A 26,147-nucleotide genomic window follows, 5' to 3' on the forward strand; every position below is an offset into this window, starting at 1 on the left:
CGGGCAAAACCGTCGCGCCGCAAACAAATCACCGCTGGCACCTCGCACGGGCCGCGTTACGCTGCCCATATCGGATCGAAGGGGGGCGGGGATGCGATTCGCGATACGGGGCATGATGGCGGCGGCGATCGGAGCGGCCACGCTCGCTGCGCCCGCGCAGGCCGAATGGTATGAAGCGACCGGTCGCCATGTCGTCGTCTACGCCAACGACAGCGCCGATGCCGTGCGCAAGCAGGCCGAGCAGCTGGAACGGTTCGATGCGGCGATCCGCCTGGTGCGTGGCTTGCCCGACACCGACCTCGATACCTCGAACAAGCTGACCGTCTACGTCGTCGCCAACGATTCGGCGGTCCAGCGGCTGTTCGGCGCCGGCGGCAAAAACATTGCGGGCTTTTACGATGGTCGCGCCAGCGGATCGGTCGCCTTCACCCCCGGTCGTAGCGATCGCTCGGAGGGCGGGCTCGATCCGCAGATCGTCCTGTTCCACGAATATGCGCATCACGCGCTGCTCGGGCATTCCGAGCTTGCGGTGCCGCGCTGGTATTCGGAAGGGTTCGCGGAGTTCATGTCGACGACGCGGTTCGACAAGGACGTCTTCTGGATCGGCGCGCCGGCGCAGCATCGGGCCTACACGCTGCTGGAAGGGCAGGGCATGTCGGCGGAAAAGCTGTTCGCCACCGATCGCCGCAAATTGTCGGATTCGGAGACGAGCGAGCTGTATGCGCGCGGCTGGCTGCTCACGCACGTCCTCGCGCTCGACCGGACGCGTGCGGCGCAATTTGCCACCTACCTCACGCTCTTCAACCAGGGCGTGCCGAGCATCGAGGCGGCGACCAAGGCCTTCGGCGACCTCAAGGCGCTGAACAAGGAGATGAACAAGCGCCTCAGCGGTTCGAGCTTCCCCGCGTACAAATTGTCCAACGATCGACTGCCCAAGCCCGAGGTGAGCCTCAGGCCGCTACGGCCGGGCGAAAAGGCGATGATCGCGCTGCGCATGCGGTCCGATCGGGGCGTCAATCGCGAAACGGCGCAGCCGATCCTCGCCGAAGCCACGCCGATCGCGGCGAAATATGCCGACGATCCCGTGGTCCAGGGCTGGTTTGCGGAAATGGCGCTGGATGCGGGGCGCAACGACGTTGCCGAGGCGGCGGCGGATCGGGCGCTCGCACTCGATCCGAAATCGTCGCAGGCTTTGGTCTACAAGGCGCAGGTCCACCTCCGCCGCGCCAGCGCCGCGCACGCCAAGGACCCGGCCGTGTGGAAAGAGGCGCGCTCGTGGCTGCTCAAAGCCAACAAGCTCGACAACAACGACGCTTATGCCCTCATGCTCTATTATTCCAGCTTCGGCATGGCGCACGACGTGCCGACCGCGAACGCCAAGGCCGCGCTGGCACAGGCGCATATGCTGGTGCCGCAAGACGAGGCGTTGACCTTCGCCTACGGCGTCCAGTCGCTGCTCGACGGCAAGACCGACGACGCGCGCCTCGCGCTCCGAACGCTCGCCTATTCCCCGCATGCGCCGGTCGACAATCCCGCCGCCCGCCTGCTCGCCCAGATCGATGCCGGCAAGACCGGCCCCGCCGCGCTCGCCGCAGCCGGTAGCAAGAAGGACGACGTAACGCTGGACTAAAGCGCCGGACCCCGAGCCGACCCCAAGTCCTCCCCCGCCAGGGGGAGGTGGCATGCCGCAGGCATGACGGAGGGGGAGGTCAGGGGAACGCGTCGGGACCGGAGACAGTCCCATCCACCGCCCTCGACGGCGTCACCCGATCAGCCCGAAACCGCACACCGCGCTCGCATGCACCACCCAAACGGCATCACGCGCCGCTACCCCCGCTCGCGCGCCAGCAGCACACGCTTGCGCTCCACGCCCCAGGCATAGCCGCCCATCGCGCCGTCAACGCGCGTCACCCGGTGGCACGGCACCAGCACCGCCAGCGGGTTGCGCCCGCAGGCCGTCCCCGCCGCGCGCGTGGCCCCCGGCCGTCCGGCCGCCGCCGCCAGCTCGGCATAGCTGCGCGTTTCGCCCGCCGGGATGGTGCGTAGCGCCTGCCACACCGCCTCCTGGAACGCCGTGCCCTGCACATCCACCGGCAGGCCCGCGTCGCGTCCCGGCGCCTCGACCAGCGCCACCACCTCCGCCGCCAGCGTCGCCAGCGCGGCATCGCCCGGCACGATCGTCGGCTGCGGGAAATGCGCCGTCAGCGCGCATGCATCCTCGTCGAACGCGATCCGGCACAGGCCCGTGTCGGTCGCCGCGACCAGCAACGGCCCCAGGCTGGTCACCACCACGGTCCATCGGATCGTCAGCCCCGCCGCGCCCTTCGCCCGCGCGCGCGGCGCCATGCCCAGCCGCGCGGCGCCGTCGGCATAGAAGCGGCTCGCCGCGCCATAGCCCGCGGCATGGATCGCCTCGGTCACGCCCGCGCCCGCATCCAGCGACGCCGCCGCCCGCCCGGCGCGCACCGCTCGGCCATAGGCCGCCGGGCTCACCCCCGTCGCCCGCGTGAAAACCCGCTGGAAATGATGCGGCGCATAGCCGACGGCGCCGGCCAGCTCCGCCAAAGTTACCGGCCCCTCCGCCGCCGCGATCGCCGCGCAGGCGTCAGCCACCGCCTGCGTGTCGCGCGCCACACCATCGGGCAGGCAGCGCCGGCACGCGCGATAGCCCGCCGCCCGCGCCGCCGCGCCATCCGCCAGAAAGAGCACGTTCGCCCGCGCCGGACGCCGCGCCGGGCAACTCGGCCGGCAATAGATGCCCGTGCTGGTGACCGCGACGACGAACGCGCCGTCCTGACTCCGGTCCCGCGCGACAAAGGCGGCCCACGCCGCATCCTGATCGATCTCGCTCATGCCCTCGTCATAGCGCGCGGGCGCGCGCCGCTCATCCCGCGGCTTGCGATCAAAACCCGGTGCCGCGCACCGGCGGCCGTGCGCGCATGATCGCGACATCGTCGCGCCCGGCGGCCAGGCTCGCCACGCGCTCCAGCCCCTTGCTCACCGCGCTGCCCGCGTCCGGCGCGAACAGCCGCGCCCGCGTATAGCGGTCCGCCGCTTCGGCATAGCGCCCCGCGGCTTCGGCGCACAAAGCCAGGTTGAACGTCGTCGATCCCTGATCGGGCACCGCCTTGTCGATCGCGGCAAAGGCGTCGCACGCCGCGTGTTCGTCGCTCTTGGTCAGATGGACCGCGGTCTTGAACTGTTTCGCGATGTCGGGCGGCAGGCCGTCACGCTCCTCGCGGACGCGCACCTTATAGTCTTCGGCATGCGGGGCGAGGTCCAGCCGCACCTCCTGCGCGATCGAATCGGCCATGCTGCCGACGGTGAAGCCGACATCGGTCGCGATGCCGCTGTCCTCGCACCAGCTCGAAAAGTCATGCCGCGTCTTGGTGGTGTCGTACGGCTTCTCGCCGCTCCGCGCCTCGCGCATCACCAGGTCCGCGCGGAAATCGACCGTGCGGCTGGTGCAGCGGACGACATAGCGCTGCCGGGCGACGCATTTACCATCCTTGTTCTTCTCGACGCAGCGCTCGCGGCTTTCGGTATAATCGTTACTCGCCACCTCGACGCCGGTATGGCCGGACAGCAGTCCGTCGGGGCGCAGGCCCGCGGGCACCAGCACCGCATGCGGCACGCCGTCCGCGCCCAGCTTGCTCAGCCGCCGCTCGATCGCATCGGCCAGCGTGCCGCCATAGGCGCCGTCGAACGGCCCGATCCCGATCGTCGGCAGCAGGCTCGCCGCGCGCGCATTGGCGCCGAACACGCCGGCCACGTGCAGCACCTCGGCCCGCGCCGTGCCCGTGATCGCCAGTCCCGCCAATACGATCGCCGCCCACCGCATCATCCGCCTCCCGTTTTGCCCTGTTGCCATCGTTACGGGCCCGTTCCTGAACAGAAGCTGCGCGTCTACTTGCGCTTGTTCGCCCCCCATGCTAGCCGCCCGCCACCCATAAGTGGTGCGCGAACTCGCGCGCCCTCTTCCCCATGGGCCAACATTTCGGCACGAGGACTTCGATTCCGTGGAGACATCCAGCGGTAATTTGGGCGGCGGTATCCAGGCGAGCCTGGGCGGACGCTATGCGATCGCGCTGTTCGAACTCGCCCGCGATTCGAAGAGCATCGACACCGTCGAGGCGAGCCTCGTGGCGGTGCGCGACGCGCTGCGCGACAGCGACGACTTCGCCAAGCTCACGACCAGCCCGCTGGTCGCCCGCGGCGCCGCGGTGAAGGCGGTGCTTGCCGCCGCCGACGCGATGGGCCTCGACGCGACGACCAAGAACTTCCTCGGCGTCCTCGCCGAAAATCGCCGCCTCGCCGCGCTGCCGCAGATCATCCGCGCCTTCCGCGCGCTCGCCAGCCGCCATCGCGGCGAAGTGTCGGCCGAGGTCACCAGCGCGCATCCGCTGACCGAGGAACAGGTCGGCGAACTCAAGCAGCAGCTGCGCACCCGCGTCGGCCGCGACGTTTCCGTCGACCTGTCGGTCGACCCCGAACTGCTCGGCGGCCTGGTCGTCCGTATCGGTTCCCAGATGATCGATTCGTCGATCCGCACCCGTCTCAACACTCTCGCGCACGCGATGAAGGGCTAACGCAAATGGATATCCGCGCCGCAGAAATCTCGAAGGTCATCAAGGACCAGATCAGCAACTTCGGTGACCAGGCCCAGGTCAGCGAGACCGGCCAGGTGCTCAGCGTCGGCGACGGCATCGCGCGCATCTACGGCCTCGACAACGTCCAGGCGGGCGAGATGGTCGAATTCGCCAATGGCGTGCAGGGCATGGCGCTGAACCTCGAAGCCGACAATGTCGGCGTCGTGATCTTCGGTTCGGACGCCGAAATCCGCGAAGGCGACACCGTCAAGCGTACCGGCACCATCGTCGACGTGCCGGTCGGCAAGGGCCTGCTCGGCCGCGTGGTCGATGGCCTCGGCAACCCGATCGACGGCAAGGGCCCGATCGTCGCCGACCAGCGCAGCCGCGTCGAGGTGAAGGCGCCGGGCATCATCCCGCGCCAGTCGGTCAGCGAGCCGATGCAGTCGGGCCTGAAGGCGATCGACGCGCTCGTTCCCGTCGGCCGCGGCCAGCGCGAGCTGATCATCGGCGACCGTCAGACCGGCAAGTCCGCCGTCGCGATCGATGCCTTCATCAACCAGAAGGGCGTCAACGCCGGCACCGACGAAAAGAAGAAGCTGTACTGCGTCTATGTCGCGGTTGGCCAGAAGCGGTCGACGGTCGCGCAGCTCGTCAAGACGCTCGAAGAGAATGGCGCGATGGAATATTCCATCGTCGTCGCCGCGACCGCGTCGGAGCCGGCGCCGATGCAGTTCCTCGCGCCCTACACCGGCGCCGCGATGGGCGAATATTTCCGCGACAACGGCATGCACGCGCTGATCGTGTTCGACGATCTGTCGAAGCAGGCGGTCGCCTATCGCCAGATGTCGCTGCTGCTGCGCCGGCCGCCGGGTCGTGAAGCCTATCCGGGTGACGTGTTCTACCTGCACAGCCGCCTGCTCGAGCGCGCCGCCAAGATGTCGGACGCCAACGGTGGCGGCTCGCTCACCGCGCTGCCGATCATCGAAACGCAGGCGGGCGACGTGTCGGCCTACATCCCGACCAACGTGATCTCGATCACCGACGGCCAGATCTTCCTCGAAACCGACCTGTTCTTCGCCGGCATCCGCCCCGCGATCAACGTCGGCCTGTCGGTCAGCCGCGTCGGCTCGGCCGCGCAGACCAAGGCGATGAAGAAGGTGTCGGGTTCGATCAAGCTCGAGCTCGCGCAGTATCGCGAAATGGCTGCCTTCGCGCAGTTCGGCTCGGACCTCGACGCCTCGACGCAGAAGCTGCTCAACCGCGGCGCGCGCCTCACCGAACTGCTCAAGCAGAAGCAGTTCAGCCCGATGCCGTTCGAGGAGCAGACCGCGTCGATCTTCGCTGGCACCAACGGCTATATCGACACCGTGCCGGTCGCGGACGTGACCCGCTACGAAGCCGCGATGCTCGCCGACCTGCGCGCCAATCACGCCGACGTGCTCACCAAGATCCGCGACACCCGCGATCTCGGCGACGAGGCGAAGGCGGGCCTCAAGGCCGCGCTCGACCAGTTCGCGAAGACCTTCGCGTAACGTTCAATGTGCTCCCGCGCAGGCGGGAGCCCAGTACTGGGTCCCCGCCGTCGCGGGGACACATGAAGGACAACAATGGCGTCGTTGAAGGCCCTCAAGATCCGGATCAACTCGGTCAAGTCGACCCAGAAGATCACCAAGGCGATGAAGATGGTCGCCGCCGCCAAGCTGCGCCGCGCGCAGGAAGCGGCGCAGGCCGGTCGTCCCTATGCCGAGCGGCTGGAGGCGGTCGTCGCCAGCCTGTCGCGCCAGCTGGCGGGCGGCGCGGGCGTCTCGCCGCTGCTCTCGGGTACCGGCAAGGACCAGGTTCACCTGCTCGTCGTCGCGACGTCGGAACGCGGCCTCGCCGGCGCGTTCAACAGCAACATCGTCCGCGCCGCCCGCCGCAAGGCGGAGGAGCTGGAGGCGCAGGGCAAGACCGTGCGCTTCTACCTCGCCGGCAAGAAGGGCCGCGTGCTGCGTCGCTTCTACCCGAACGCGATCCTCGCCGACCATGAGCTGGGCCAGCACAAGGTGCTCGGCTTCCAGCAGGCGCGCGAAGTAGCCGACGACCTGCTCGCGCGCTACGCGGCGGGCGAATTCGACGTCGCGCACCTGTTCTACGCCAAGTTCGTCTCGGCGCTCGTGCAGCTGCCCGTAGGCCGCCAAATCATCCCGGTTGCGGTGGACGTTCTAGACAAGGACGTACCCTCCACTTCGTCCACTTCCAGCAACACTTCCGCCCCCGCCGCGGTCGTCGAATACGAGCCCGACGAAGAGTCGATCCTCGCCGACCTGCTGCCGCGCAACGTCGCGATCCAGATCTTCCGCGCGATGCTGGAAAACGCCGCGTCGGAACAGGGCAGCCGCATGAACGCGATGGACAATGCGACGCGCAACGCGGGCGACATGATCAACCGCCTGTCCATCCAGTACAACCGCACGCGCCAGGCCGCGATCACGACCGAACTGGTCGAGATCATCTCCGGCGCCGAAGCGCTCTAACGAATCCGAAGCAGGAAGAACCGCCATGGCAACCGCCGCAGACGACATCCGCCCGACCCAGTCGACGGGCAGCAGCAACACCACCGGCACGATCGCGCAGGTCATCGGCGCCGTCGTCGACGTCCACTTCCCCGAAACGCTGCCGGCGATCCTGTCGGCGCTGGAAACGGACAACAACGGCACTAAGCTGGTGCTCGAGGTCGCGCAGCATCTGGGCGAGAACACCGTCCGCACGATCGCGATGGACGCGACCGAGGGCCTGACCCGCGGCCAGACCGTTCGCGACACCGGTTCGCAGATCAGCGTTCCCGTCGGCCCGGCGACGCTCGGCCGCATCATGAACGTCGTCGGCGAGCCGATCGACGAGCGTGGCCCGGTCGCCACCGACCTGCGCGCGCCGATCCACGCCAAGGCGCCGGAATTCGTCGACCAGTCGACCGACAGCGCGATCCTCGTCACCGGCATCAAGGTCATCGACCTGCTCGCGCCGTACGCGAAGGGCGGCAAGATCGGCCTGTTCGGCGGTGCCGGCGTCGGCAAGACCGTGCTCATCCAGGAACTGATCAACAACATCGCCAAGGGCCACGGCGGCACCTCGGTGTTCGCGGGCGTCGGTGAGCGCACCCGCGAGGGCAACGACCTCTATCACGAATTCCTCGACGCGGGCGTCATCGCCAAGGATGCCGACGGCAATCCGATCAGCGAAGGGTCGAAGGTCGCGCTGGTGTTCGGCCAGATGAACGAGCCGCCGGGCGCCCGCGCCCGTGTCGCGCTGTCGGGCCTGACCATCGCGGAATATTTCCGCGATCAGGAAGGGCAGGACGTGCTGTTCTTCGTCGACAACATCTTCCGCTTCACGCAGGCGGGCGCGGAAGTGTCGGCGCTGCTCGGCCGCATTCCGTCGGCGGTGGGCTATCAGCCGACGCTGTCGACCGACATGGGCGCGCTGCAGGAGCGCATCACCTCGACCAACAAGGGCTCGATCACCTCGGTGCAGGCCGTCTACGTCCCCGCGGACGACTTGACCGACCCGGCGCCGGCGACCTCGTTCGCCCACCTGGACGCGACGACCGTGCTCAACCGCGCGATCTCGGAACTCGGCATCTATCCGGCGGTCGATCCGCTCGATTCGACCAGCCGCGTTCTCGAACCGCGCATCGTCGGCCAGGAGCATTACGACACGGCGCGCGCCGTCCAGTCGCTGCTTCAGCGCTACAAGTCGCTGCAGGACATCATCGCCATCCTCGGCATGGACGAACTGTCCGAAGAGGATAAGCTGACCGTCACGCGTGCGCGCAAAATCCAGCGCTTCCTCAGCCAGCCGTTCCACGTCGCCGAAGTCTTCACCGGCATCAGCGGCAAGTTCGTGCAGATCGAAGACACGATCCGTTCGTTCAAGGCGGTCGTCGACGGCGAATATGATCACCTGCCGGAAGCGGCCTTCTACATGGTCGGCGGCATCGACGAAGTCGTCGCCAAGGCCGAAAAGATGGCCGCCGAGGCCTAATGCCTGCGCTGCGCCGCGAGGACGCCGTCAACGCCATCTGTCCCTGGTCGGGTAAGCCGATCAGCGACGATGCCTTGACGGTCTATCGCGGCGCGGTGGTCGGTTTCTGCAATCCCGGCTGCCGGGACAAATTCGACGCGGCCATCACCGCGTTCGATCGCGTGATTGAAACGAGACTCTGACATGCTGCACTTCGAACTCGTCACGCCCGAAAAGCTCGTCCGCTCCGAGGACGTGTACATGGTCGTCGTGCCCGGCACCGAAGGCGACTTTGGCGTGCTGGAGGGCCATGCGCCCTTGATGTCCACCGTCCGCGACGGCGCGCTCTCGGTCTACCGCACCGAAGGTGGCCAGCCCGAAACCATCGCGATCCAGGGCGGCTTTGCGGAAGTGAACGCCCAGGGCCTCACCGTCCTCGCCGAACACGCGGCGTAATCGATCCGGGGCCGGCGGCGATGCAGACTGTTGGATCGCCCTCCCGCTAAGTCCCTGCGCGAGGGCGCACAATCAGCACCGGCTGTCCTACAGCCCGTTACCCCGATACAGCAGCCGGCAAACCCCGGCTCTTTCTCACCGCCGCTCACCCCATTCCCGTCACCCCGGCCCTGAGCCGGGGTCCCGCTTCTTCTGCTCGGGCGGGCAAAAAGCGGGACCCCGGATCAAGTCCGGGGTGACGACACCCAAATTTCCGCCAAGGTCTCCATCGTCGCTCACGCAGCGAACAGCGACCGCCCCTTGCGCATCACGGTCCGCCCCGCCGCATCGGTCACCGCATAGGTAAAGCCCGGCAACAGGCAGAACGCTCCCACCTCGCCCTGCGGCGACAGCGCCAGAAAGCCTACCTGCACGCCCTTGATCGCATCGCCACGCAGCTTGGCGATATGCTTCACCACCTCCTCGCACGCCGCCTGCGGCGACAGCCCCGCGCGCATCGACGCGACGACGCGGGCGGTGCCGGCGATCCGCGTCACCTCCTCGCCCAGCCCGGTGGAGGTCGCGCCACCGACGCCCGCCTCGACGTACAATCCGCTACCGACCTGCGGCGAATCGCCCACCCGCCCGCGCATCTTGAACGCCATGCCCGACGTGGTGCAGGCCCCCGCCATCCGCCCCGAGGCGTCGCGCGCCAGCAACCCGATCGTGTCGTGATCCAGCGCACCACCCAAAGGCGCGCGGCGGTTCTCGATATTGGCGACCGGCTTGTACTGCGAGGTCTTCAGCCACTCGCGCCACGCCTTCTCCGCCGGCGGCGTCAGCAGATCGACCTTGGGAAACCCCTGGTCGCGCGCGAACCGCGTCGCGCCCTCGCCGACGAGGAACGTGTGCGGCGTCTTCTCCATCACCCGCCGCGCGACCGAGATGGCGTGGACGGTATCCTCCAGCGCCGCGACCGCGCCGACGCCGCCGGCATCGTCCATAATCACCGCATCGAGCGTCACATGCCCGTCGCGATCGGGATAGCCGCCATAGCCGACCGAATGGTTCTCCGGGTCCGCCTCCGGCACCATCGCCCCCGCCTCGACCGCGTCGAGCAACGTGCCCCCCGCCTTCATCCGCGCAAACGCCGCATCGTTCGCCGCCGCACCGAAATCCCAGGTGGAGACGATCAGCGCGCGATCAGGCGCCGCTGCGACCGCGGGTAGCGCCGCCGCTCCGCTTGCCGCCGCCATGCCACCCAGAAACCCGCGCCGCGTCGTCATGCCGTCATCCTTTGGACCGGTATTGGTCCTTACAGGAAGTTATACGGATCGACGTCCACCGTCACGCGCGCTTTCGCCGGCCAGTCGAGCCCGCCCAGCCAGTCGCGGATCACGTCCTGCACGTCGAGCGCGCGCCGGGCATGCACCAGTAATCGATAGCGATGCCGCCCGCGCAGCATAGCGAGCGGGGCAGGGGCGGGGCCATAGACCGCCATGCCGTCGACGCGCGGCGCACTCTGCGCCACCGCCCGCGCCACCTCATGCGCACACGCCTGCTCCTCCGACGACACGACGATCGCGGCATAGCGGCCAAAGGGCGGGGCGCCGGCATCGCGCCGCGCTTCGGTCTCCGCTTCGTAGAAGGCCTCGGCATCGCCGGTGATCAGCGCCTGCATCACCTGCGCCGACGGACTGTGCGTCTGGATGAACACATGCCCCGGCTTGGCTCCCCGCCCCGCACGCCCCGACACCTGCCGAATCTGCTGGAACGTCCGCTCCGCCGCCCGCAGGTCGCCACCCTCCAGCCCCAGATCGGCATCGATTACGCCGACCAATGTCAGATTGGGAAAGTGATAGCCCTTGGTCACGAGCTGCGTGCCGACGACGATGTCGATGTCGCCCGCCTCCATCCGCCCCACGAATTCGGCGGCCTTGGCCGGCGACCAGATCGTGTCGCTGGTGACGACTGCGGTCTTCGCCTCGGGGAACAAAGTCGCCACCTCGTCCGCGATCCGCTCGACGCCGGGACCGCAGGCGACCAGGCTGTCCTCCGCCTTGCACTCCGGGCAGGCCCGCGGCGTCGGCATCACATGGCCGCAATGGTGGCAGGCCAGCCGGCGGGTGAGGCGATGCTCGACCATCCAGGCGGTGCAATTGGGGCATTGGAAGCGATGCCCGCAATTGCGGCACAGCGTCAGCGGCGCATAGCCGCGGCGGTTGAGGAACAGCAGCGACTGCTCGCCCTTTTCGAACGTCTCGCGCAGCGCCGTCACCAGCTTTGGCGCGATCCACGTGCCGCGTTCGGGTGGGTGCTGGATCAGATCGATCGCCTCGATCGTCGGCATTTCGGCGGGGCCGTAGCGTCCCGGCAGCTTCAGTTCGGCATAGCGGCCCAGTGCCACCTGCTGGCGCGTCTCGATCGCCGGGGTGGCGCTGGCCAGGATCACCGGGCAGCCTTCGAACTTGCCGCGCATCACCGCGACGTCGCGGGCATGGTAATGGACGCCCTCTTTCTGCTTGAAGCTCGTCTCATGCGCCTCGTCGACGACGATCAGGCCGAGGTTGCGATAGGGCAGGAACAAAGCGGACCGCGCGCCCACCGTCACCAGCGCCTCGCCGCTCGCGATCGCGCGCCACGCCCGCCGCCGCTGGGTGGAGCGCAGCCCCGAATGCCACGCCACCGGCTCGCAGCCGAAGCGGTCGTGGAAGCGCTTCAGGAACGGTTCGGTCAGCGCGATCTCGGGCAGCAGCACCAATGTCTGCCGCCCCTGCCGGATCGCTTCGGCCACCGCTTCGAAATACACCTCGGTCTTGCCCGATCCGGTGACGCCGTCCAGCAGCGTCGGGCGGAAGTCATGCGCCGCAACCCCGGCGACCAGCTCGTCCGCGGCGACCTGCTGCGCCTCGGCCAGCGTCGGCGGACCGAAGGCCGGGTCGGGGCGCGGATAGGGGCTGTCGATATCGACGCTCACCGCCTCCAGCGCGCCCGCCTTCACCAGCCCGCGGACCACCGCGTCGGACACGTCGGCGAGGGTTGCGAGCTCGCGGATCAGTCCCTGCCGGTCACCGATTCGCTCCAGCGCCTGTTCGCGCTGTGGGGTGAGGCGCGGCGGCACGGTGCCGGTGGCGCGGTACTCGGTGACGGTCCGCGCCCCCTCGAGCGCCGAGGTGGAGGCAAGCGCCATCCGCACCACGGCGGCCGGCGGCGCGAGGTAATAGTCGGCGGTCCACTCGATCAGCCGGCGCAACGGCGCGGCGAGCGGCGGCACGTCGACCACGCCGAGCAGCGGCCGCAGCCGGTTGTCGCCGACCTCGGCGTCCGACGGCATGCGCTCGGGCTCCCACACCACGCCGAGCAACTGGCGCGGCCCCAGCGGCGCTATGACCACCGATCCCGGCTCGACATGCGAGCCCGCCGGCACGCGATAGTCGAGCGGGCCGAGCGCGGAATTGAGGACGAGAACGCGGGCGCGCGACGACATGGCGTCCATATGGGGGCTGATCGACTCGACGGGAAGCGCCGGATTGCGTCGCTCCGACGGCTAGGCGACGTCGTCGGCGCTCGCCGCGATCGTTTCCTGCCGCTGGCGCACCCGCTCGCGCCACACGATGATCAGGCCGCTCGCGATGATCACCGGGGCACCGATCCAGGTCGCGCTGGCTGGCAAGGTGTCGAAGATCAGCCACCCGAGCGCGGTCGCCCACAACAGGCTAGAATAGTCCATCGGCACCACCACCGACACGGGGCCGAGCTTCAACGAATTGGTCATCGCGATCTGCGCGCATCCGCCCAGAACGCCGACCGCGGCCAGGCACGCCCAGCCGAACGCGCTATGCCCTTGCGCGACGGGCACGTAGAACAGCGTCAGCGGCACCAGCGACAGCGTCGAAAACCAGAAGACGGTGGTCAGCGCCGCCTCGGTCCGCCCGATCTGGCGCAGTAAGATGGTGACGCACGCCGTCCCGAACGCCCCGCCCAGCGCAAAGGCCGCGCCGCCCAGCGGCAGATGCCCGTCGTTGGCGGCAAGGCCCGGCGCCGCGACGATCAGCACGCCGGCGAACCCCGCCACCACCGCGCCCCAGCGCCAAACCCCGGTCGGCTCGCGCAGCACCAGCGCGCCGAGGATCGTCGTGATCAGCGGCACGGTGAAGCCGATCGTCGTCGCCTCGGCGAGCGGCAGCAGCACGATGCCGTGGAAGGTCAACGCCATCGCGCTCAGTCCCACCACCGCCCTCGCAACATGCGCCGGCAGCCGCTGTGTCGCGACGCTCGTCATGCCGGGGCCACTCGCGATGACGGCCGACACCAGCAGCGCCGCGCCGAACTGGCGAAAGAACAGGATCTCGACGACGCTCGCACCGGCATGTTCGGCCAGCTTGATGCTTGCGTTCATCGCGGCAAAGAACACGACCGACAGCAGGCGCAGGCCGATCGCGGGCAGGATGCGGTCGTTCATGCCGCGGGCTGTAGCGGGATTGGGAGCGAGGGCGCGACCTAAATTCCTCCCCCGCCAGGGGGAGGGGGACCGTTCGGCGCCAGCCGAATGGTGGAGGGGGAGGTAAACGGCGCACCGCCCTGTCACGCGTGCCGCTTACCTCCCCCTCCGTCACCGCTGCGCGGTGCCACCTCCCCCTGGCGGGGGAGGACTTGCGGGGTGACGGAAACGTCCGTCGGAGATAAGAGCCACCACCATGAAGCACGCTCTCCCCGTCACCCGCGACGCCGATTTCGCCGCCTGGTATCAATCCGTCATCACCGAGGCCGACCTCGCCGAGGAATCGGGCGTGCGCGGCTGCATGGTCATCCGGCCGTGGGGCTATGGAATCTGGGAACGCATCCAGCGCCTGCTCGACGATCGGATCAAGGCGACGGGGCATGAGAATTGCTACTTCCCGCTTTTCATCCCGCTGTCCTATTTCGAAAAAGAGGCCGAGCATGTCGAGGGCTTCGCCAAGGAAATGGCGGTCGTCACGCACCATCGCCTGATCCCCGACGGTCACGGCGGCCTGAAGCCCGATCCCGCCGCCAAGCTGGAAGAGCCGCTGGTCGTGCGCCCGACGTCGGAGACGGTGATCGGCACGGCCTTCGCCCGCTGGGTACAGTCGTGGCGCGACCTGCCGGTGCTCATCAACCAATGGGCCAATGTCGTGCGCTGGGAGATGCGGACGCGCATGTTCCTGCGCACCAGCGAATTCCTGTGGCAGGAGGGGCATACCGCCCACGCGACCGCCGACGAGGCGCGCGAAGAGACGCGCAAGATGCTCGAAGTCTATCGCGATTTCGCCGAAACCTGCCTGGCGCTGCCGGTCGTCGCGGGTGAGAAGCCGGAGAACGAGCGCTTCCCCGGCGCGGTCGCGACCTACAGCATCGAAGCGATGATGCAGGATGGCAAGGCGCTGCAGGCGGGAACCAGCCACTTCCTCGGCACCAATTTCGCGCACGCCCAGAACATCCGCTTCCAGAATGCCAGCGGCGAGCTGGAGCTGGCGAACACGACCAGCTGGGGTGTCAGCACCCGCATGATCGGCGGCGTCATCATGGTGCATGGCGACGACGACGGCCTGCGCGTGCCGCCGCGCATCGCGCCGTGGCAGATCGTGATCGTGCCGATGCTGCGCGACCAGCCCGAGGACGAGGCGCTGATCGCCTACGCCAAGGATATCCAGTCGAACCTCGCCGGCCTGACCGCGCTGGGCGAGCCGGTGCGCGCTTTGCTCGACCTCAAGCCCGCCAAGGCCGCGACGAAGCGCTGGGGCTGGGTGAAGAAGGGCGCGCCGATCGTGATCGAGATCGGCGGCCGCGACATGGCGGGCGGCAACGTCTCGGTGATCCGCCGCGACCGGCTGTATCGCGAGGACGGCAAGCTCGACGCGGCAGTGATGCCGCGCGGCGATTTCGAGGCGGATGCGCCCGCCTTGCTCGCCGCGATCCAGCAGGCGCTGCACGAGCAGGCGACCGCGCGGATGCAGGCTGCGATCGTGCCGGCGGCGGACTTCGCCGCGGTCGAGGCGCATTTCGCCGAAGGGCAGAAGAACCCTGGCTGGGTCGAGGTGCAATGGTCGCGCCCCACCGGCGCGGCGCTCGATCAGGTGGTCGAGCGGCTGAAGGCGCTGAAGCTGACGATCCGCAACGCGCCGGGCGATCAGGCCCCGGCGGACGGCGCCTGCGTCTTCACCGGCGCGCCGGCCGTCGAACGCGTGCTGCTTGCCCGGGCGTATTGATCGACAGGCGCGCCCCGGAAACGTCGCCCCAGCGAAGGCTGGGGCCTCGAACGGCTTTTGCTGGGTGCGACAACAGGGAGAGCGCTGCGTTCGCTGGGACGACGTCGCGTAGGGGGGGAGCCTGTACGTCGCTCCCGCCTTACGTCACCAGCCGCCGCAGCGTTTCGACCCGATCCGCCTCCGCTGCGGGCTTGTCGGTGCGGATGCGTGCGATGCGAGGGAAGCGCATCGCGACGCCCGACTTGTGCCGCGTGGACGTGTGAATCGAATCGAACGCGATCTCCAGCACCAGCGTTTTCTCCACTTCGCGCACCGGGCCGAAGCGCTTCACCGTATGGCGGCGGACGAAGCTGTCGAGCATGCGCAATTCCTCGTCGGTGATCCCTGAATAGGCCTTGCCGACCGGCAGCAGCTCGCCCTCTTCGGTCCAGCAGCCGAAGGTATAGTCGCTGTAATAGGACGATCGGCGCCCGTTGCCGCGCTGCGCGTACATCATCACGCAATCGGCGGTCAGCGGATCGCGCTTCCATTTGTACCACAGGCCGGCGCGCCGCCCGCCGACATAGGGGCTGTCGCGGCGTTTCAGCATCACGCCCTCGATCGCCGCATCGCGCGCGCCGACGCGGATCGCCTCCAATTCGGTAAAGCTGTCGGCCGCGATCACCTGGCTGAGATCGAAGCGATCGGGATCGAGCCGCGGCACGAACGCCTCCAGCCGGTCGCGCCGCTCCGTCCAAGGTAGCGCCCGCAAATCCTCGGGCCCGTCGAACAGGATGTCGTAGAGGCGGACGAACGCGGGATAGTCGGCCAGCATCTTCGCCGACACCTGCTTGCGTCCCAGCCGCTGTTGCAGCGCGTTGAAGCTCGCTGCCCCACCACCGTCGTCCAGCGCACCGCCCTGGAATTCGCCCTTCACCAGCAGCTCGCCATCGACCGTGCCGGGGGTGGTAAAGGCCGCGGCGACGTCGGGAAAGCTGCCGGTCACGTCGTCGCCGGTGCGGCTGTACAGGCGCGTCTGGCCCGCGACATGGACGATCTGGACGCGAATGCCGTCCCATTTCCACTCGGCGGCATAATCGGCGAGGTCGACCTGCGCATCTTCCAGCCCGTGTGCGAGCATGAAGGGGCGGAAGACCGGCACGTCCGCCGGGGTGGGTTGCGCGCCCTTTCCCTCCGCCCAGGCGAACAGGCTGGCGTAGGGCGGCGACAGGCCGTGCCACACCTCCTCCACCGCATCGACATCCAGCCCGAACGCCTGCGCCAGCGCGGTCTTGGCGAGCCGCGCCGACACGCCGATACGCAGCCCCCCGGTCGCCATCTTGAGCAGCGCGAACCGCTCCTCCGCATCCAGCCGGTCGAGCATGCCGGCCAGCACCGCGGGCGCATCGGAGCGCGACAGGTGGCGCAGCGCGTCGACCGCAGCGGTGATCGACAGCGGACCGGTATCGGGCGGCGGCACCACCGGCGCCGGCCATAGCAGCGCGACCGTCTCCGCCGTGTCACCGACATAGTCGCGGCTCATCCGGAACAGCACGGGATCGACCCGCGCCTCGATCAGCGCCCGGATCTGCGCGGGCTTCACGCCGGGCAGGTCGAGGTCGCCGGTCAGCGCCGCCATCGCCCACCCGCGATCGGGATCGGGCGTCGCGTGCAGATAATCGACGATCAGCTTGAGCTTCGCGTTGCGCCCCCGCGTGTAGATCAGCGAATCGAGAAGCGCGGCAAAGGCTTGCATGCACACACGAACGCATGGCGCCGCCGAAGCGCTCCCGCTAGGAGCCGCATCGTGAAACGTCCGCTTCTCACTGCCGCGCTGATCGTCGCCCTTATCGCCGGCGCCGTCTTCCTCATCGGCTATCTCAATGCTCGCGCCGATCCGGTCGTTCGCCGCGTGACGATGGCGCTGCCCGACTGGCCGGTCGGCAAGCCCCCGATCACCATCGCGCTGATGAGCGATATCCACATGGAAAGCATGGCGATGGACGAGGGGCGGCTTGCCCGCATCGTCGGGCAAGTGAATGCGCTCCACCCCGATCTGGTCGTGCTGGCCGGCGATTTCATCGAGGGGCGCGGCGCCGGCGAGGCGGAGCGGGCGATCCCGCTTCTGGCGCGCCCGCTGTCGCAATTGAAGGCCCCGCTGGGGGTCGTCGCGGTGCTCGGCAATCACGATCACTGGACAGATCCCGCACCGATCGCGGCGATGCTGCGGCGGATCGGCGTGGTCGTGCTGGTCAATCAGGGCGAGGGGCTCGGGCCACTCGCTCTGGGCGGCCTCGACGATCCGGCGACGCATCACGATCGCATCGCCTCGACCCAGGCGGCGCTGGCGACCCTGGCGGGCGCCGGCGTGATGGTCGCGCATTCGCCCGATGTCGCGGTGAAGCTGTCGCGGCGCACGACATTGCTGCTCGCCGGCCACACGCATTGCGGGCAGGTCGTGCTGCCGCTGTTCGGCGCGCCGGTCGAGGTGACCAATCCGCGCTATCGCTGCGGCATCGTGCGCGATCCGCATCGGCTGACGGTGGTGACGGCGGGGCTGGGCACCAGCAACCTGCCGATCCGCTTCGGTGCACCGCCCGACCTGTGGCTGGTGCGCGTCGGCCCGATCCCCTCCCGCTGACGGCCGGTCGCAGCCGTCGAACCGTCACCCCGGATCGGGTCCGGGGCGACGGACAAACCGGGTCAGCCCTTGCGGCTGGCTTCGAACAGGAACCAGGCGCGCTCTTCGGCTTGGTCGGTCCAATCGTCGACGATGCCGCTGGTCGCATTGTCCTTGGCCGCTTCGGCCGCGTCCTTCACCGCGCGGAAGCTTTCGACCAGCTTCAGATTGTCCTCGCGCAGTTCGGCCAGCATCGCGCCGGCTTCGACGAAGTCCTTGTCATTGTCGGCGATCGTCTGGCGACGGCTGATGTCGCCGATCGAGCGCAGCGTCACGTTGCCGGTCTTGCGCACGCGTTCGGCGATCGCGTCGGTCACGCCGAGAATCTGCGCGGCCTGATCGTCGAGCAGCAGGTGATAGTCCCGGAAATGCGGGCCGCTGACGTGCCAGTGGAAGTTCTTGGTCTTCAGATACAGCGCATAGCAATCGGCGAGCGAGGCATTGAGGGCGTCGGCGACCGAGCGCGTGTTCGACAGATCGGTGGGCGTGTTGAGCGCCGGATTGACGTCGGCCATGGGGAAGCTCCTGACAGAAATGGGTTCGTTGCGGAAACGATCCGATAGCGCAAACGCTCCCGGTCGGACCGGGATTTTGCATCAGGAATCATGGTCAGATTGATCGGGCGGCTAGATCAGACGCAGCGCCCCCACACCCAGCCAGAGCCCCGCGATCAGGAACAGGATGCCGATCCCGATCCGCAGCGACCGCAGCGGCAGCGCACGCCATCCCGCTTCGCCAAGCAGCGCCGCCGGCGCGATCACGGCAAGCGATCCCAGCGTCGCGCCCAGTGGCGCGAGCCACACCAGCTCCGCCCGAGCGCTCAGGGTCAGGACGATGAACTGCACGCCGTCGCCGAAGGCGAGGATGAACAGCCCGAGCATGCTGGTCGCCGCAGCGCCGAGCCGCCAGCGTTCGAGCCGGTCGGGGGCCTTGGCCGGGAACAGCGCGCCGGCGCCCTGCAGCACCAGCGCCAGCGCCAGGAACAGCTGCTTCGCCTCGGGCGTCAGCTGCGGGGCGATCAGGCCCCCCGCCGCGCCCGCCAATCCCGCGGACGCGGCAAGCGCGATGGCCGCCATCGCGATGACGAGGCCCGGTGCGCGGTAGCGATCGGCCAGGATCGCGGCGAGCCAGGCGGGGCGGTCGCCCACCTGTGCCAGCGCGGCGGCGACCAGCGCCGCCATCAGTGCATCCATGCCGTCCCGTCCCGTCGTCGGTGTTCAGCTTGCGAGGCGCACCGAACAGGCCGCCGCAAACGTGTCGCACGCCCGTACATCCTGCCGGTCGCAGGCGACCGCGTCACCCAGCATCGACAGCCAGCCATGCACCAGAGCGCCATGTTCGCCACGCGACAGTGCCGAATCGACGAAATGCGCGACCGTCACCGCGGGGTTCAGGCCATGACGATGCGCGATCAGGCGGATCTGGTTGATATCGGGCTTCAGGTCGCGTGCGCAGGTATAAGGCGCCTTCACGTCGATCGCGGCGATTCGCGCCGCCAGATCGGCGCGCACTGCGTCCAGCGCCATGTCGTTGATATGCCCCTGATGCCCCATGTCCTGCTCCCGTCATGTCATGTGGCATTCATGCGCCCGCACCGGTAACGTGGTGGTTAACGATGGGGTGGGGGCATCCGCGGTTGACTTTCCTCGCCGTCTGGCCCATGCGCCGCGACTGATCGAGCGGCGGCGTTGGTGCTGCCGCTCTCCTTGTTTTCAGGATTAGGGCTCATGGCCAAGCCGACTACCGTCAAGATCAAGCTCGTCAGCACCGCCGACACCGGCTTCTTCTACGTCACGAAGAAGAACCCGCGCACCAAGACCGAGAAGCTGAGCTTCAGCAAGTACGATCCCGTCGTGCGCAAGCACGTCGAGTTCAAGGAAGCCAAGATCAAGTAAGCCGCTGCCGGGGCGCCGCCGCCCCGCGTTGCTTGCCGAATCGAATCGCGAAGAGCCGCCGGTGCCCCGCGCATCGGCGGCTCTTCGCGTGCGTGCCTGCGTAGGGAAAGCGACGTGCGGGCAACCTATGCGTTTTCGTGACGAAGCCATGGTGGGGGCTAGGTTCGGCCACATTGCGTTCATGTTCGGTCGGCATAGCGGACCGTGGTGGCCGGACGATCCGGCCGCCCTGTATCGCGTCACTACGGGCTAAGGGCGGTCCTCTCGAATCGAGGGGGCCGCCCTTGGTTTATGCGGGGTGCTGGCGGCCTGACGGTCGTGTCCCCACATGTCGGTCATGTCGAAGCGCGCCGTCCTCTACCGCATGGTCATGCCGACCCACATCTGTCCCTATGGCCTGAAGGCACGCGATCTGCTGCGTCGCAAAGGCTATGCGGTCGACGATCGGCACCTGACGACTCGTGCCGAAACCGATGCGTTCAAGGCCGAACATGACGTGAAGACCACGCCGCAGACGTTCATCGATGGCGCGCGGATCGGCGGCTACGACGACCTGCGCCGCTATTTCGGACTGTCGGTGCCGGACCCCAAGGCGGTCAGCTATCGTCCGGTTCTGGCCGTATTCGCGATGACCGCGCTGATGGCGATGGCCGCCAGTCTCGCCGCCTTCGGATCGCCGGTCACGGTCCGCGCGGGCGAATGGTTCATCGCCTTCAGCATGGTCGTGCTGGCGATCCTCAAGCTCCAGAACGTCGATCGATTCGCGACGATGTTCCTGGGCTATGACCTGCTCGCGCAACGCTGGGTGCCCTATGCCACGCTCTACCCGTATCTGGAGGGGTCGGCGGGCGTGTTGATGATCGCCGGTGTGGCGACATGGCTGTCGGTGCCCGTCGCGCTCGTTATCGGCGGTGTCGGCGCGGTGTCGGTCTACAAGGCGGTGTATGTCGATCGGCGCGAACTCACATGCGCCTGCGTCGGCGGTGACAGCAACGTGCCGCTGGGTTTCGTGTCGCTGACCGAAAACCTGATGATGGTCGCGATGGCCGTGTGGATGATGCTGGCGGGATGACGCTGGGAACCGCGTTGAGAAATCATCGTTTTATCCACAGCTCGCAGCTCCCGCGCCCTTTTCGGGGGGTAAGGGCGCTGAGAGCGCGCGGCACCCTGTCGCGGCCCGATCGCCGCGGCAGGGTGCCTTTTTCGTGTCGCGTCGCTCCGGTCAGACCAGCGCGTTCACCGCATCCATGAATCGCGCGAGACTGATCGGCTTCGAGACATAGGATCGCGCGCCTGCCGCCCGGATCCGCTCCTCGTCGTCACGTCCCGCATAGGCGGTGACCGCCATCACCGGGATATCGCGCAGCTGTTCGTCCGCCATCAGCTCCAGGATCAGTTCATATCCCGTCACATGCGGCATCTGGATATCCATGATGATCAGGTCCGGCATCACCTCGCGCGCGCGGGCCACGGCCTCGCGTCCGTCGCGCACCGGTTCGGCGACGAACTCGTGCGCCCGCAGCAGGTCGCAGAACAGCTTCAGATTGAGTTCGTTGTCCTCGACAACGAGCACCCGTTTCGCCACGTGGGTCACCGATCCTTTCCAGTCAGCGGACGATAGGCAATGCGCGGTCGCGATACAAACACCCCCGATGCGGAATTGCTGGGGCTTCAGGCACTGGCCTGGACGCTCGGCGAACAGGCGCGTGCCGATCGCCTGATCGCGACGACCGGCCTCTACCCCGACGATCTGCGCGCCCGTGCCGGCGAACCCGCCGTGCTCGCCGCGGTGCTGGCCTATCTCGAGGCGTATGAACCCGATCTCATCGCCTGCGCCGATGCGCTGGGCGTCACCCCGTCGGCGCTGGTCGCCGCACACCAGATGCTGGAGGCTCGCTGATGACCCAGACACCCCGATTCTTGCTGATCACCGATTGCGACGAAGTGCTGCTGCATATGGTCAAGCATTTCGGCACATGGGTGCGCGAGACGCACGATATCGACTTCACGCCCGATGGCGCCGATTTCGCCAATTCGATGCGCCGCCGCTCGACGGGCGAAACGCCGACCCAGGCCGAGATGTGGTCGATGCTCGGCGGCTTCTTCCCCTCCGAAATGCACCGCCAGACCCTGGTCCCCCACGCGGCCGAGGCGCTCGCGCAATTGAGCGAGGTGGCCGACATCGTCGTCCTCACCAATCTGCTCGACAGCTGCCGCACCGCGCGCATCGACCAGCTCGCCGCCTTCGGCATTCATCACCGCGTCGAATGCAACCAGGGCGGGAAGGGCGATCCCGTATCGCGGCTGGTCGAGGAGCATGGCAATCCGGTGACGGTGTTTGTCGACGATCTGGCCGTCCACCACGAATCGGTGTCGCGCCATGCGCCGCAGGTCCACCGGCTGCACATGGTCTCCGAACCCAGCCTCGCGCCCAGCGTCGCTCCCGCGCCGCATGCCCATGCGCGCATCGATGACTGGCGCGAGGCGGCGGACTGGATCGCCGCGCGCTTCGCCGCGGGGCAACCCGCCGCCTGACGGTTTACCGCCCGCTGCGCCATCGGCTAGACGCGCGGGCAACGCATCATCGAAGGATACTGCCATGACCACGCACGTCGATCGCAAGCTCGAGGAACTCGGCCTCTCCCTGCCTGAGGCGGCGGCGCCGGTCGCGGCCTATGTCCCAGTGGTCGAGGCGGGCGGCATGCTCCACCTGTCGGGCCAGCTGCCCTTCAAGGACGGCCAGCTCGTCACCGGCCGTCTGGGCGACGGCGTGTCGCTGGAACAGGGGCAGGAGGCCGCGCGCCTATGCGGCCTTATGATCGTCGCGCAGGTCAAGAAGCACCTCGGCGGCGACCTGTCGCGCATCAAGCGCGTCGTGAAGCTGGGCGTGTTCGTCAACAGCCACGGCGACTTCACCGATCAGCCCAAGGTCGCGAACGGCGCCTCCGAGCTGATGGTCGCGCTGTTCGGCGACGCCGGCAAGCACGCCCGCAGTGCCGTCGGCGTCCCCGTCCTGCCGCTGGGCGCGGCGGTCGAGGTCGATGCGATCATCGAACTGGCGTAACGCGGCGCGGCGTCACCCCCGCCGCGCCACCGCGCTCAGCGTGGTGCCGGCGGTGATGACCTCGATATCGGTGCGGATATGCAACAGGCGCACCCCGCGTTGCGCCTGTGCCCGCGCGAGGGCCGGCGCGAAATCCTCGGTCCGCGTCACCGTCTCCGCCCAGCAGCCATAGGCCCGGCCGAGCGCGGCGAAATCGGGATTGGCCAGCGCCGTGCCCGAGACGCGACCCGGAAATTCGCGCTCCTGGTGCATGCGGATCGTGCCATATCCGCCATTGTCGATCACCAGCACCAGCAGCTGCACGTCATATTGCACCGCGGTCGCCAGTTCCTGCCCGTTCATCAGGAAACAGCCGTCGCCGGCGAGCGCCACCACCTGCCGCCCCGGATGACGTAGCGCCGCAGCAACGGCGGCGGGCAGGCCATAGCCCATCGCCCCCGCCGTCGGCGCCAGCTGCGTGCCCGGCGCGGCATAGGGCCAATAGCGGTGCCACCAGCCGCTGTAATTGCCCGCGCCGTTGCAGATGATCGTATCCGCGGGCAGCGCCTCACGCATCGCCGCGACGCAGGGCCCCAGGTCCATCGCCACGCCGTCGCGCGCCGCGGGCGTAGACCACGCCTGCCAATCGGCATGTGCCGCGGCACCACCGGCGTTCGGCGGTCCGTCGATCGCGTTCAAGCCTTCCGCAAACTCCGCCATGCCCGCGCAGATCGCGAGGTCGGTGCGGTACGTCATGCCCAGCTCGTCGGCGTCCGGGTGGACGTGGATCAGGCGCTGGCCCGGATGCTCCGGGGTGATCAGCGCATAGCCATCGGTCGTCGCCTCTCCCAGTCGCGGGCCCACGACCAGCAGCAGATCGGCGGCCTTGATCCGCGCGACGAGCTTCGGGTTCGGGCCATAGCCCAGGTTCCCGGCATAGGCCGGGCAGGCGTTGGGGATGGCATCCTGCCGGCGAAAGGCGGCGGCGACGGGCACCCCGGTGCGATCCGCCCAGGCGGCGAAATCCTGCGCCGCGATCCCATCCCATCCCGCACCGCCGACGATCGCGACGGGGCGTTCGGCGGTGGCGAGCAGATCGGCAAGCTGCGCCATCGCGCCCTCGTCGCACCCCTGCGCCGCGCGCTCGACACGCGGCCGGTCGACCGCCTCGACTGCATCGAGCAGCATGTCTTCGGGCAGCGCCAGCACCACCGGCCCCGGCCGCCCGTTCATCGCCACCGCATAGGCGCGCGCGACATATTCGGGGATGCGGGCCGCATCGTCGATCCGCGCCGCCCATTTGGCGAGCGGCCCGAACATCGCGACGAAATCGACCTCCTGAAACGCTTCGCGGTCGCGGGTGCCGCGGTCGACGTCGCCGATGAACAGGATCATCGGCTGCGAATCCTGCCGCGCGACATGCACGCCGATCGAGGCGTTGGTCGCGCCCGGCCCGCGCGTCACGAAGGCGATGCCCGGCCGGTGCGTCAGCGTGCCGTCGGCGCACGCCATAAAGGCCGCGCCGCCTTCCTGCCGGCACACCACCGTTTCAATCTGCGGCGTATCGTGCAGCGCATCGAGCACCGCGAGGAAGCTTTCGCCCGGCACGGTGAAGATGCGTTCGCAGCCTTGCGCGAGCAATTGGTCGACGAGGATGCGGCCGCCGGTTCGGGTCTGTCTCTCCATGCGCGCGACTGTGCCCCGCGGCGGCGACGATGTCGAGGAAGGGACTTGCCAGCGCCACCGCCCCTGGCGATGCTGCGGCAGCATCGACGACGTGGGAGAGGCGCGCGGATGACGTGGCGGACGGTGGCGCGGGGCCTGCGCTTTCCCGAAGGACCGGTGGCGATGCCCGACGGCAGCGTCATCCTGGTCGAGATCGCGGCCGGGCGGATCACCCGCATCGATGCGGAGGGCCGGATCGACGTGGTCGCAGAGCCGGGCGGCGGACCCAATGGCCTGGCGATGGGTCCCGACGGCAAGCTGTATTGCTGCAACAACGGCGGGTTCAACTGGCATGAGGCGGGCGGCTTTCTGGCGCCGCACGGGCAGGCCGACGATTATAGCGGCGGGCGCATCGAACGCATCGACCCGCTGCGGGGGACGGTCGAGGTGCTGTACGCCGATGGCGATTTCGGCTGTTCGCTGCGTGGCCCCAACGACATCGTGTTCGACGCGCATGGCGGCTTCTGGTTCACCGACCACGGCAAGACGCGCCCCCGGGAGCGCGACGTCACCGGCATCTTCTACGCCAAGGCGGACGGCAGCTTCCTGGAAGAGGTGGTGTTCCCGTCGGAAAACCCGAACGGCATCGGCCTGTCACCCGACGGCAGCCGCCTCTACGCGGCAGAGACCTACACATGTCGGCTGATGGCATTCGACGTGACCGCACCCGGCAAGGTCGCGCCCGGCGGCGGCCCGGGCGGGCCCGGCATCCCGGTCTATCGACCGGCGGGGTATAAATTCTTCGATTCGCTGGGTGTCGAGGCCAGCGGGAACATCTGCGTCGCGACCATCGGCGAAAGCGGGATCAGCGTCGTGTCCCCGACGGGCGACCTCGTCGAATTCGTCGCGACCGACGACGTGTTCACGACCAACATCTGCTGGGGCGGGGACGATCTGCACGACGCGTATGTCACGCTGTCGGGCAGCGGCCGGCTGGTGACGATGCGCTGGCCGCGGCCCGGATTGCGCCTGGCCTATTGATCGAAAGGCGCGCCCGGCGATCGGTCCGCCGACGCACACGCGCCTTATCGTCCGCTTACACTCGCGAACGCGGACCGAAGTCGAACCAGCCCGGACGCTGGCCTGCCGGATAGGCCGGACGGGCAGCGGTCTGACGGCGGCCGGTCAGGCGTTCGCCGATCGTCGGCGCCGTGGTGGTGACCGGCGCCGCGACCGGGCGGGTCTGCGCCGCTTCGGTCAGCCGCGCATTCTCGCGCTCCAGTTCGGCGACGCGCGCATTCGCGGCAGCCAGGCTGGTGTCGCCCTGTTTGCGATAGGTGCCATGCGCCTCGCGCTCTGCGGCATAGCGCGCCTTCCACTTCTTGCCGCCGCTGCTGCTCGCCAATCCGAAGAACCAGCCTGCGATCAGGCATAGCGCCAGCGCGGCGAATTGCGTGGTGGTGGTGAACAGCATCCGTCGAGCCTCCTGTTACGGCAGCATAACGACGATGCCGGGGGTTGGTTCATCCGACAGGCGCCGCGCTTCCTTCGACCCTCACCCTATCGACGGCTTCGCCGTCTCTTCCCTCTCCCATCGGGAGAGGGAGGGAGGCGCGCCAGCGCCGGAAG

Annotated in this window: 27 protein-coding genes; 15 read left to right on the forward strand and 12 right to left on the reverse strand. The window is 68.5% G+C overall.

What is annotated here, in order from left to right:
- Positions 1-91 precede the first annotated feature (91 nt).
- On the forward strand, positions 92-1,630 hold the full coding sequence (locus ACP7A3_RS07225) for a hypothetical protein (RefSeq protein WP_426256277.1): 1,539 nt from the start codon (positions 92-94) through the stop codon (positions 1,628-1,630).
- 197 nt (positions 1,631-1,827) lie between these two features.
- On the opposite strand, the gene ACP7A3_RS07230 is transcribed toward ACP7A3_RS07225, so the two are convergent.
- Together ACP7A3_RS07230 and ACP7A3_RS07235 are read right to left on the reverse strand one after the other, a co-directional pair.
- Complete coding sequence (locus ACP7A3_RS07230) at positions 1,828-2,853, reverse strand: methylated-DNA--[protein]-cysteine S-methyltransferase (protein ID WP_426256276.1); 1,026 nt, start codon at positions 2,851-2,853, stop codon at positions 1,828-1,830.
- Positions 2,854-2,902: 49 nt separating this feature from the next.
- The gene (locus ACP7A3_RS07235) at positions 2,903-3,844 is read right to left on the reverse strand and encodes a hypothetical protein (RefSeq protein WP_426256275.1); all 942 of its coding nucleotides are present in this window, start codon (positions 3,842-3,844) and stop codon (positions 2,903-2,905) included.
- 196 nt (positions 3,845-4,040) lie between these two features.
- On the opposite strand from ACP7A3_RS07235, the gene ACP7A3_RS07240 reads away from it, so the two are divergent.
- The 6 genes from ACP7A3_RS07240 to ACP7A3_RS07265 all read left to right on the forward strand — a co-directional run bounded on the left by ACP7A3_RS07240 (position 4,041) and on the right by ACP7A3_RS07265 (position 9,050).
- A complete protein-coding gene (locus ACP7A3_RS07240) occupies positions 4,041-4,589 on the forward strand; it encodes a F0F1 ATP synthase subunit delta (protein WP_078462262.1) in 549 nt (182 codons plus the stop codon).
- A 5-nt stretch (positions 4,590-4,594) separates the two neighbouring features.
- Positions 4,595-6,124, forward strand: coding sequence for a F0F1 ATP synthase subunit alpha (gene atpA / locus ACP7A3_RS07245; protein ID WP_063687414.1), 1,530 nt, complete (start codon positions 4,595-4,597; stop codon positions 6,122-6,124).
- A gap of 75 nt (positions 6,125-6,199) precedes the next feature.
- A complete protein-coding gene (locus ACP7A3_RS07250) occupies positions 6,200-7,108 on the forward strand; it encodes a F0F1 ATP synthase subunit gamma (RefSeq protein WP_017977456.1) in 909 nt (302 codons plus the stop codon).
- Positions 7,109-7,133: 25 nt separating this feature from the next.
- Positions 7,134-8,615 (forward strand): F0F1 ATP synthase subunit beta, encoded by a 1,482-nt coding sequence (gene atpD, locus ACP7A3_RS07255; protein ID WP_063687416.1) that lies wholly within the window; start codon positions 7,134-7,136, stop codon positions 8,613-8,615.
- Complete coding sequence (locus ACP7A3_RS07260; RefSeq protein ID WP_063687418.1) at positions 8,615-8,797, forward strand: hypothetical protein; 183 nt, start codon at positions 8,615-8,617, stop codon at positions 8,795-8,797. Before atpD ends, ACP7A3_RS07260 begins: the two co-directional genes overlap by 1 nt.
- A gap of 1 nt (position 8,798) precedes the next feature.
- The gene (locus tag ACP7A3_RS07265) at positions 8,799-9,050 is read left to right on the forward strand and encodes an ATP synthase F1 subunit epsilon (RefSeq protein WP_017977459.1); all 252 of its coding nucleotides are present in this window, start codon (positions 8,799-8,801) and stop codon (positions 9,048-9,050) included.
- A gap of 275 nt (positions 9,051-9,325) precedes the next feature.
- Here the strand turns inward: ACP7A3_RS07265 and ACP7A3_RS07270 are convergent, their stop codons facing one another.
- The 3 genes from ACP7A3_RS07270 to ACP7A3_RS07280 are packed head-to-tail and all read right to left on the reverse strand — an operon-like array spanning position 9,326 to position 13,491.
- A complete protein-coding gene (locus tag ACP7A3_RS07270) occupies positions 9,326-10,315 on the reverse strand; it encodes a N(4)-(beta-N-acetylglucosaminyl)-L-asparaginase (RefSeq protein ID WP_426256274.1) in 990 nt (329 codons plus the stop codon).
- Between the two features lie 29 nt (positions 10,316-10,344).
- Entirely contained in the window at positions 10,345-12,516 is a 2,172-nt protein-coding gene (locus tag ACP7A3_RS07275; protein WP_426256300.1) for a primosomal protein N', read from the reverse strand.
- 60 nt (positions 12,517-12,576) lie between these two features.
- A complete protein-coding gene (locus tag ACP7A3_RS07280) occupies positions 12,577-13,491 on the reverse strand; it encodes a DMT family transporter (protein ID WP_426256273.1) in 915 nt (304 codons plus the stop codon).
- Positions 13,492-13,726: 235 nt separating this feature from the next.
- Here ACP7A3_RS07280 and proS point away from each other — a divergent pair, with 235 nt between their 5' ends.
- On the forward strand, positions 13,727-15,256 hold the full coding sequence (proS, locus tag ACP7A3_RS07285) for a proline--tRNA ligase (protein ID WP_241890753.1): 1,530 nt from the start codon (positions 13,727-13,729) through the stop codon (positions 15,254-15,256).
- A gap of 139 nt (positions 15,257-15,395) precedes the next feature.
- Here the strand turns inward: proS and ACP7A3_RS07290 are convergent, their stop codons facing one another.
- Entirely contained in the window at positions 15,396-16,991 is a 1,596-nt protein-coding gene (locus ACP7A3_RS07290; protein ID WP_426256272.1) for a cisplatin damage response ATP-dependent DNA ligase, read from the reverse strand.
- 51 nt (positions 16,992-17,042) lie between these two features.
- Here ACP7A3_RS07290 and ACP7A3_RS07295 point away from each other — a divergent pair, with 51 nt between their 5' ends.
- Entirely contained in the window at positions 17,043-17,876 is an 834-nt protein-coding gene (locus ACP7A3_RS07295; protein ID WP_426256271.1) for a metallophosphoesterase, read from the forward strand.
- 62 nt (positions 17,877-17,938) lie between these two features.
- Here the strand turns inward: ACP7A3_RS07295 and ACP7A3_RS07300 are convergent, their stop codons facing one another.
- The 3 genes from ACP7A3_RS07300 to ACP7A3_RS07310 all read right to left on the reverse strand — a co-directional run bounded on the left by ACP7A3_RS07300 (position 17,939) and on the right by ACP7A3_RS07310 (position 19,468).
- Positions 17,939-18,430: a Dps family protein gene (locus ACP7A3_RS07300; RefSeq protein ID WP_017977466.1), complete on the reverse strand. Its 492-nt coding sequence runs from the start codon at positions 18,428-18,430 to the stop codon at positions 17,939-17,941.
- Between the two features lie 111 nt (positions 18,431-18,541).
- Entirely contained in the window at positions 18,542-19,108 is a 567-nt protein-coding gene (locus tag ACP7A3_RS07305) for a TMEM165/GDT1 family protein (protein WP_426256270.1), read from the reverse strand.
- A 24-nt stretch (positions 19,109-19,132) separates the two neighbouring features.
- Positions 19,133-19,468 (reverse strand): hypothetical protein, encoded by a 336-nt coding sequence (locus ACP7A3_RS07310; protein ID WP_043060516.1) that lies wholly within the window; start codon positions 19,466-19,468, stop codon positions 19,133-19,135.
- A gap of 174 nt (positions 19,469-19,642) precedes the next feature.
- Here ACP7A3_RS07310 and rpmG point away from each other — a divergent pair, with 174 nt between their 5' ends.
- Positions 19,643-19,810 carry a 50S ribosomal protein L33 gene (rpmG, locus tag ACP7A3_RS07315; RefSeq protein WP_017977469.1) on the forward strand — a complete coding sequence of 56 codons (168 nt, stop codon included), beginning with the start codon at positions 19,643-19,645 and terminating at the stop codon, positions 19,808-19,810.
- A gap of 328 nt (positions 19,811-20,138) precedes the next feature.
- On the forward strand, positions 20,139-20,882 hold the full coding sequence (locus ACP7A3_RS07320) for a MauE/DoxX family redox-associated membrane protein (protein ID WP_426256269.1): 744 nt from the start codon (positions 20,139-20,141) through the stop codon (positions 20,880-20,882).
- A 150-nt stretch (positions 20,883-21,032) separates the two neighbouring features.
- Here ACP7A3_RS07320 and ACP7A3_RS07325 read toward each other — a convergent pair whose 3' ends face one another.
- The gene (locus tag ACP7A3_RS07325) at positions 21,033-21,395 is read right to left on the reverse strand and encodes a response regulator (protein ID WP_018250532.1); all 363 of its coding nucleotides are present in this window, start codon (positions 21,393-21,395) and stop codon (positions 21,033-21,035) included.
- Positions 21,396-21,434: 39 nt separating this feature from the next.
- On the opposite strand from ACP7A3_RS07325, the gene ACP7A3_RS07330 reads away from it, so the two are divergent.
- The 3 genes from ACP7A3_RS07330 to ACP7A3_RS07340 all read left to right on the forward strand — a co-directional run bounded on the left by ACP7A3_RS07330 (position 21,435) and on the right by ACP7A3_RS07340 (position 22,874).
- Positions 21,435-21,710, forward strand: coding sequence for a DUF3572 domain-containing protein (locus ACP7A3_RS07330; RefSeq protein WP_017977472.1), 276 nt, complete (start codon positions 21,435-21,437; stop codon positions 21,708-21,710).
- Entirely contained in the window at positions 21,710-22,345 is a 636-nt protein-coding gene (locus ACP7A3_RS07335) for an HAD family hydrolase (protein ID WP_295561645.1), read from the forward strand. The genes ACP7A3_RS07330 and ACP7A3_RS07335 overlap by 1 nt, the downstream gene beginning before the upstream one ends.
- A gap of 64 nt (positions 22,346-22,409) precedes the next feature.
- Positions 22,410-22,874 carry a RidA family protein gene (locus ACP7A3_RS07340; protein ID WP_241890759.1) on the forward strand — a complete coding sequence of 155 codons (465 nt, stop codon included), beginning with the start codon at positions 22,410-22,412 and terminating at the stop codon, positions 22,872-22,874.
- A gap of 12 nt (positions 22,875-22,886) precedes the next feature.
- Here ACP7A3_RS07340 and ACP7A3_RS07345 read toward each other — a convergent pair whose 3' ends face one another.
- Positions 22,887-24,539 carry a thiamine pyrophosphate-binding protein gene (locus ACP7A3_RS07345; protein ID WP_426256268.1) on the reverse strand — a complete coding sequence of 551 codons (1,653 nt, stop codon included), beginning with the start codon at positions 24,537-24,539 and terminating at the stop codon, positions 22,887-22,889.
- A 108-nt stretch (positions 24,540-24,647) separates the two neighbouring features.
- Between ACP7A3_RS07345 and ACP7A3_RS07350 the strand changes: the two genes are divergently transcribed.
- Positions 24,648-25,559: an SMP-30/gluconolactonase/LRE family protein gene (locus tag ACP7A3_RS07350; RefSeq protein ID WP_426256267.1), complete on the forward strand. Its 912-nt coding sequence runs from the start codon at positions 24,648-24,650 to the stop codon at positions 25,557-25,559.
- A gap of 55 nt (positions 25,560-25,614) precedes the next feature.
- On the opposite strand, the gene ACP7A3_RS07355 is transcribed toward ACP7A3_RS07350, so the two are convergent.
- Positions 25,615-25,992, reverse strand: coding sequence for a hypothetical protein (locus ACP7A3_RS07355; protein WP_426256266.1), 378 nt, complete (start codon positions 25,990-25,992; stop codon positions 25,615-25,617).
- Positions 25,993-26,147 lie beyond the last annotated feature (155 nt).

It is taken from the genome of Sphingomonas sp. DC5200-1, assembly GCF_049897245.1.
GTDB classification, from domain to species: domain Bacteria; phylum Pseudomonadota; class Alphaproteobacteria; order Sphingomonadales; family Sphingomonadaceae; genus Sphingomonas; species Sphingomonas aquatilis.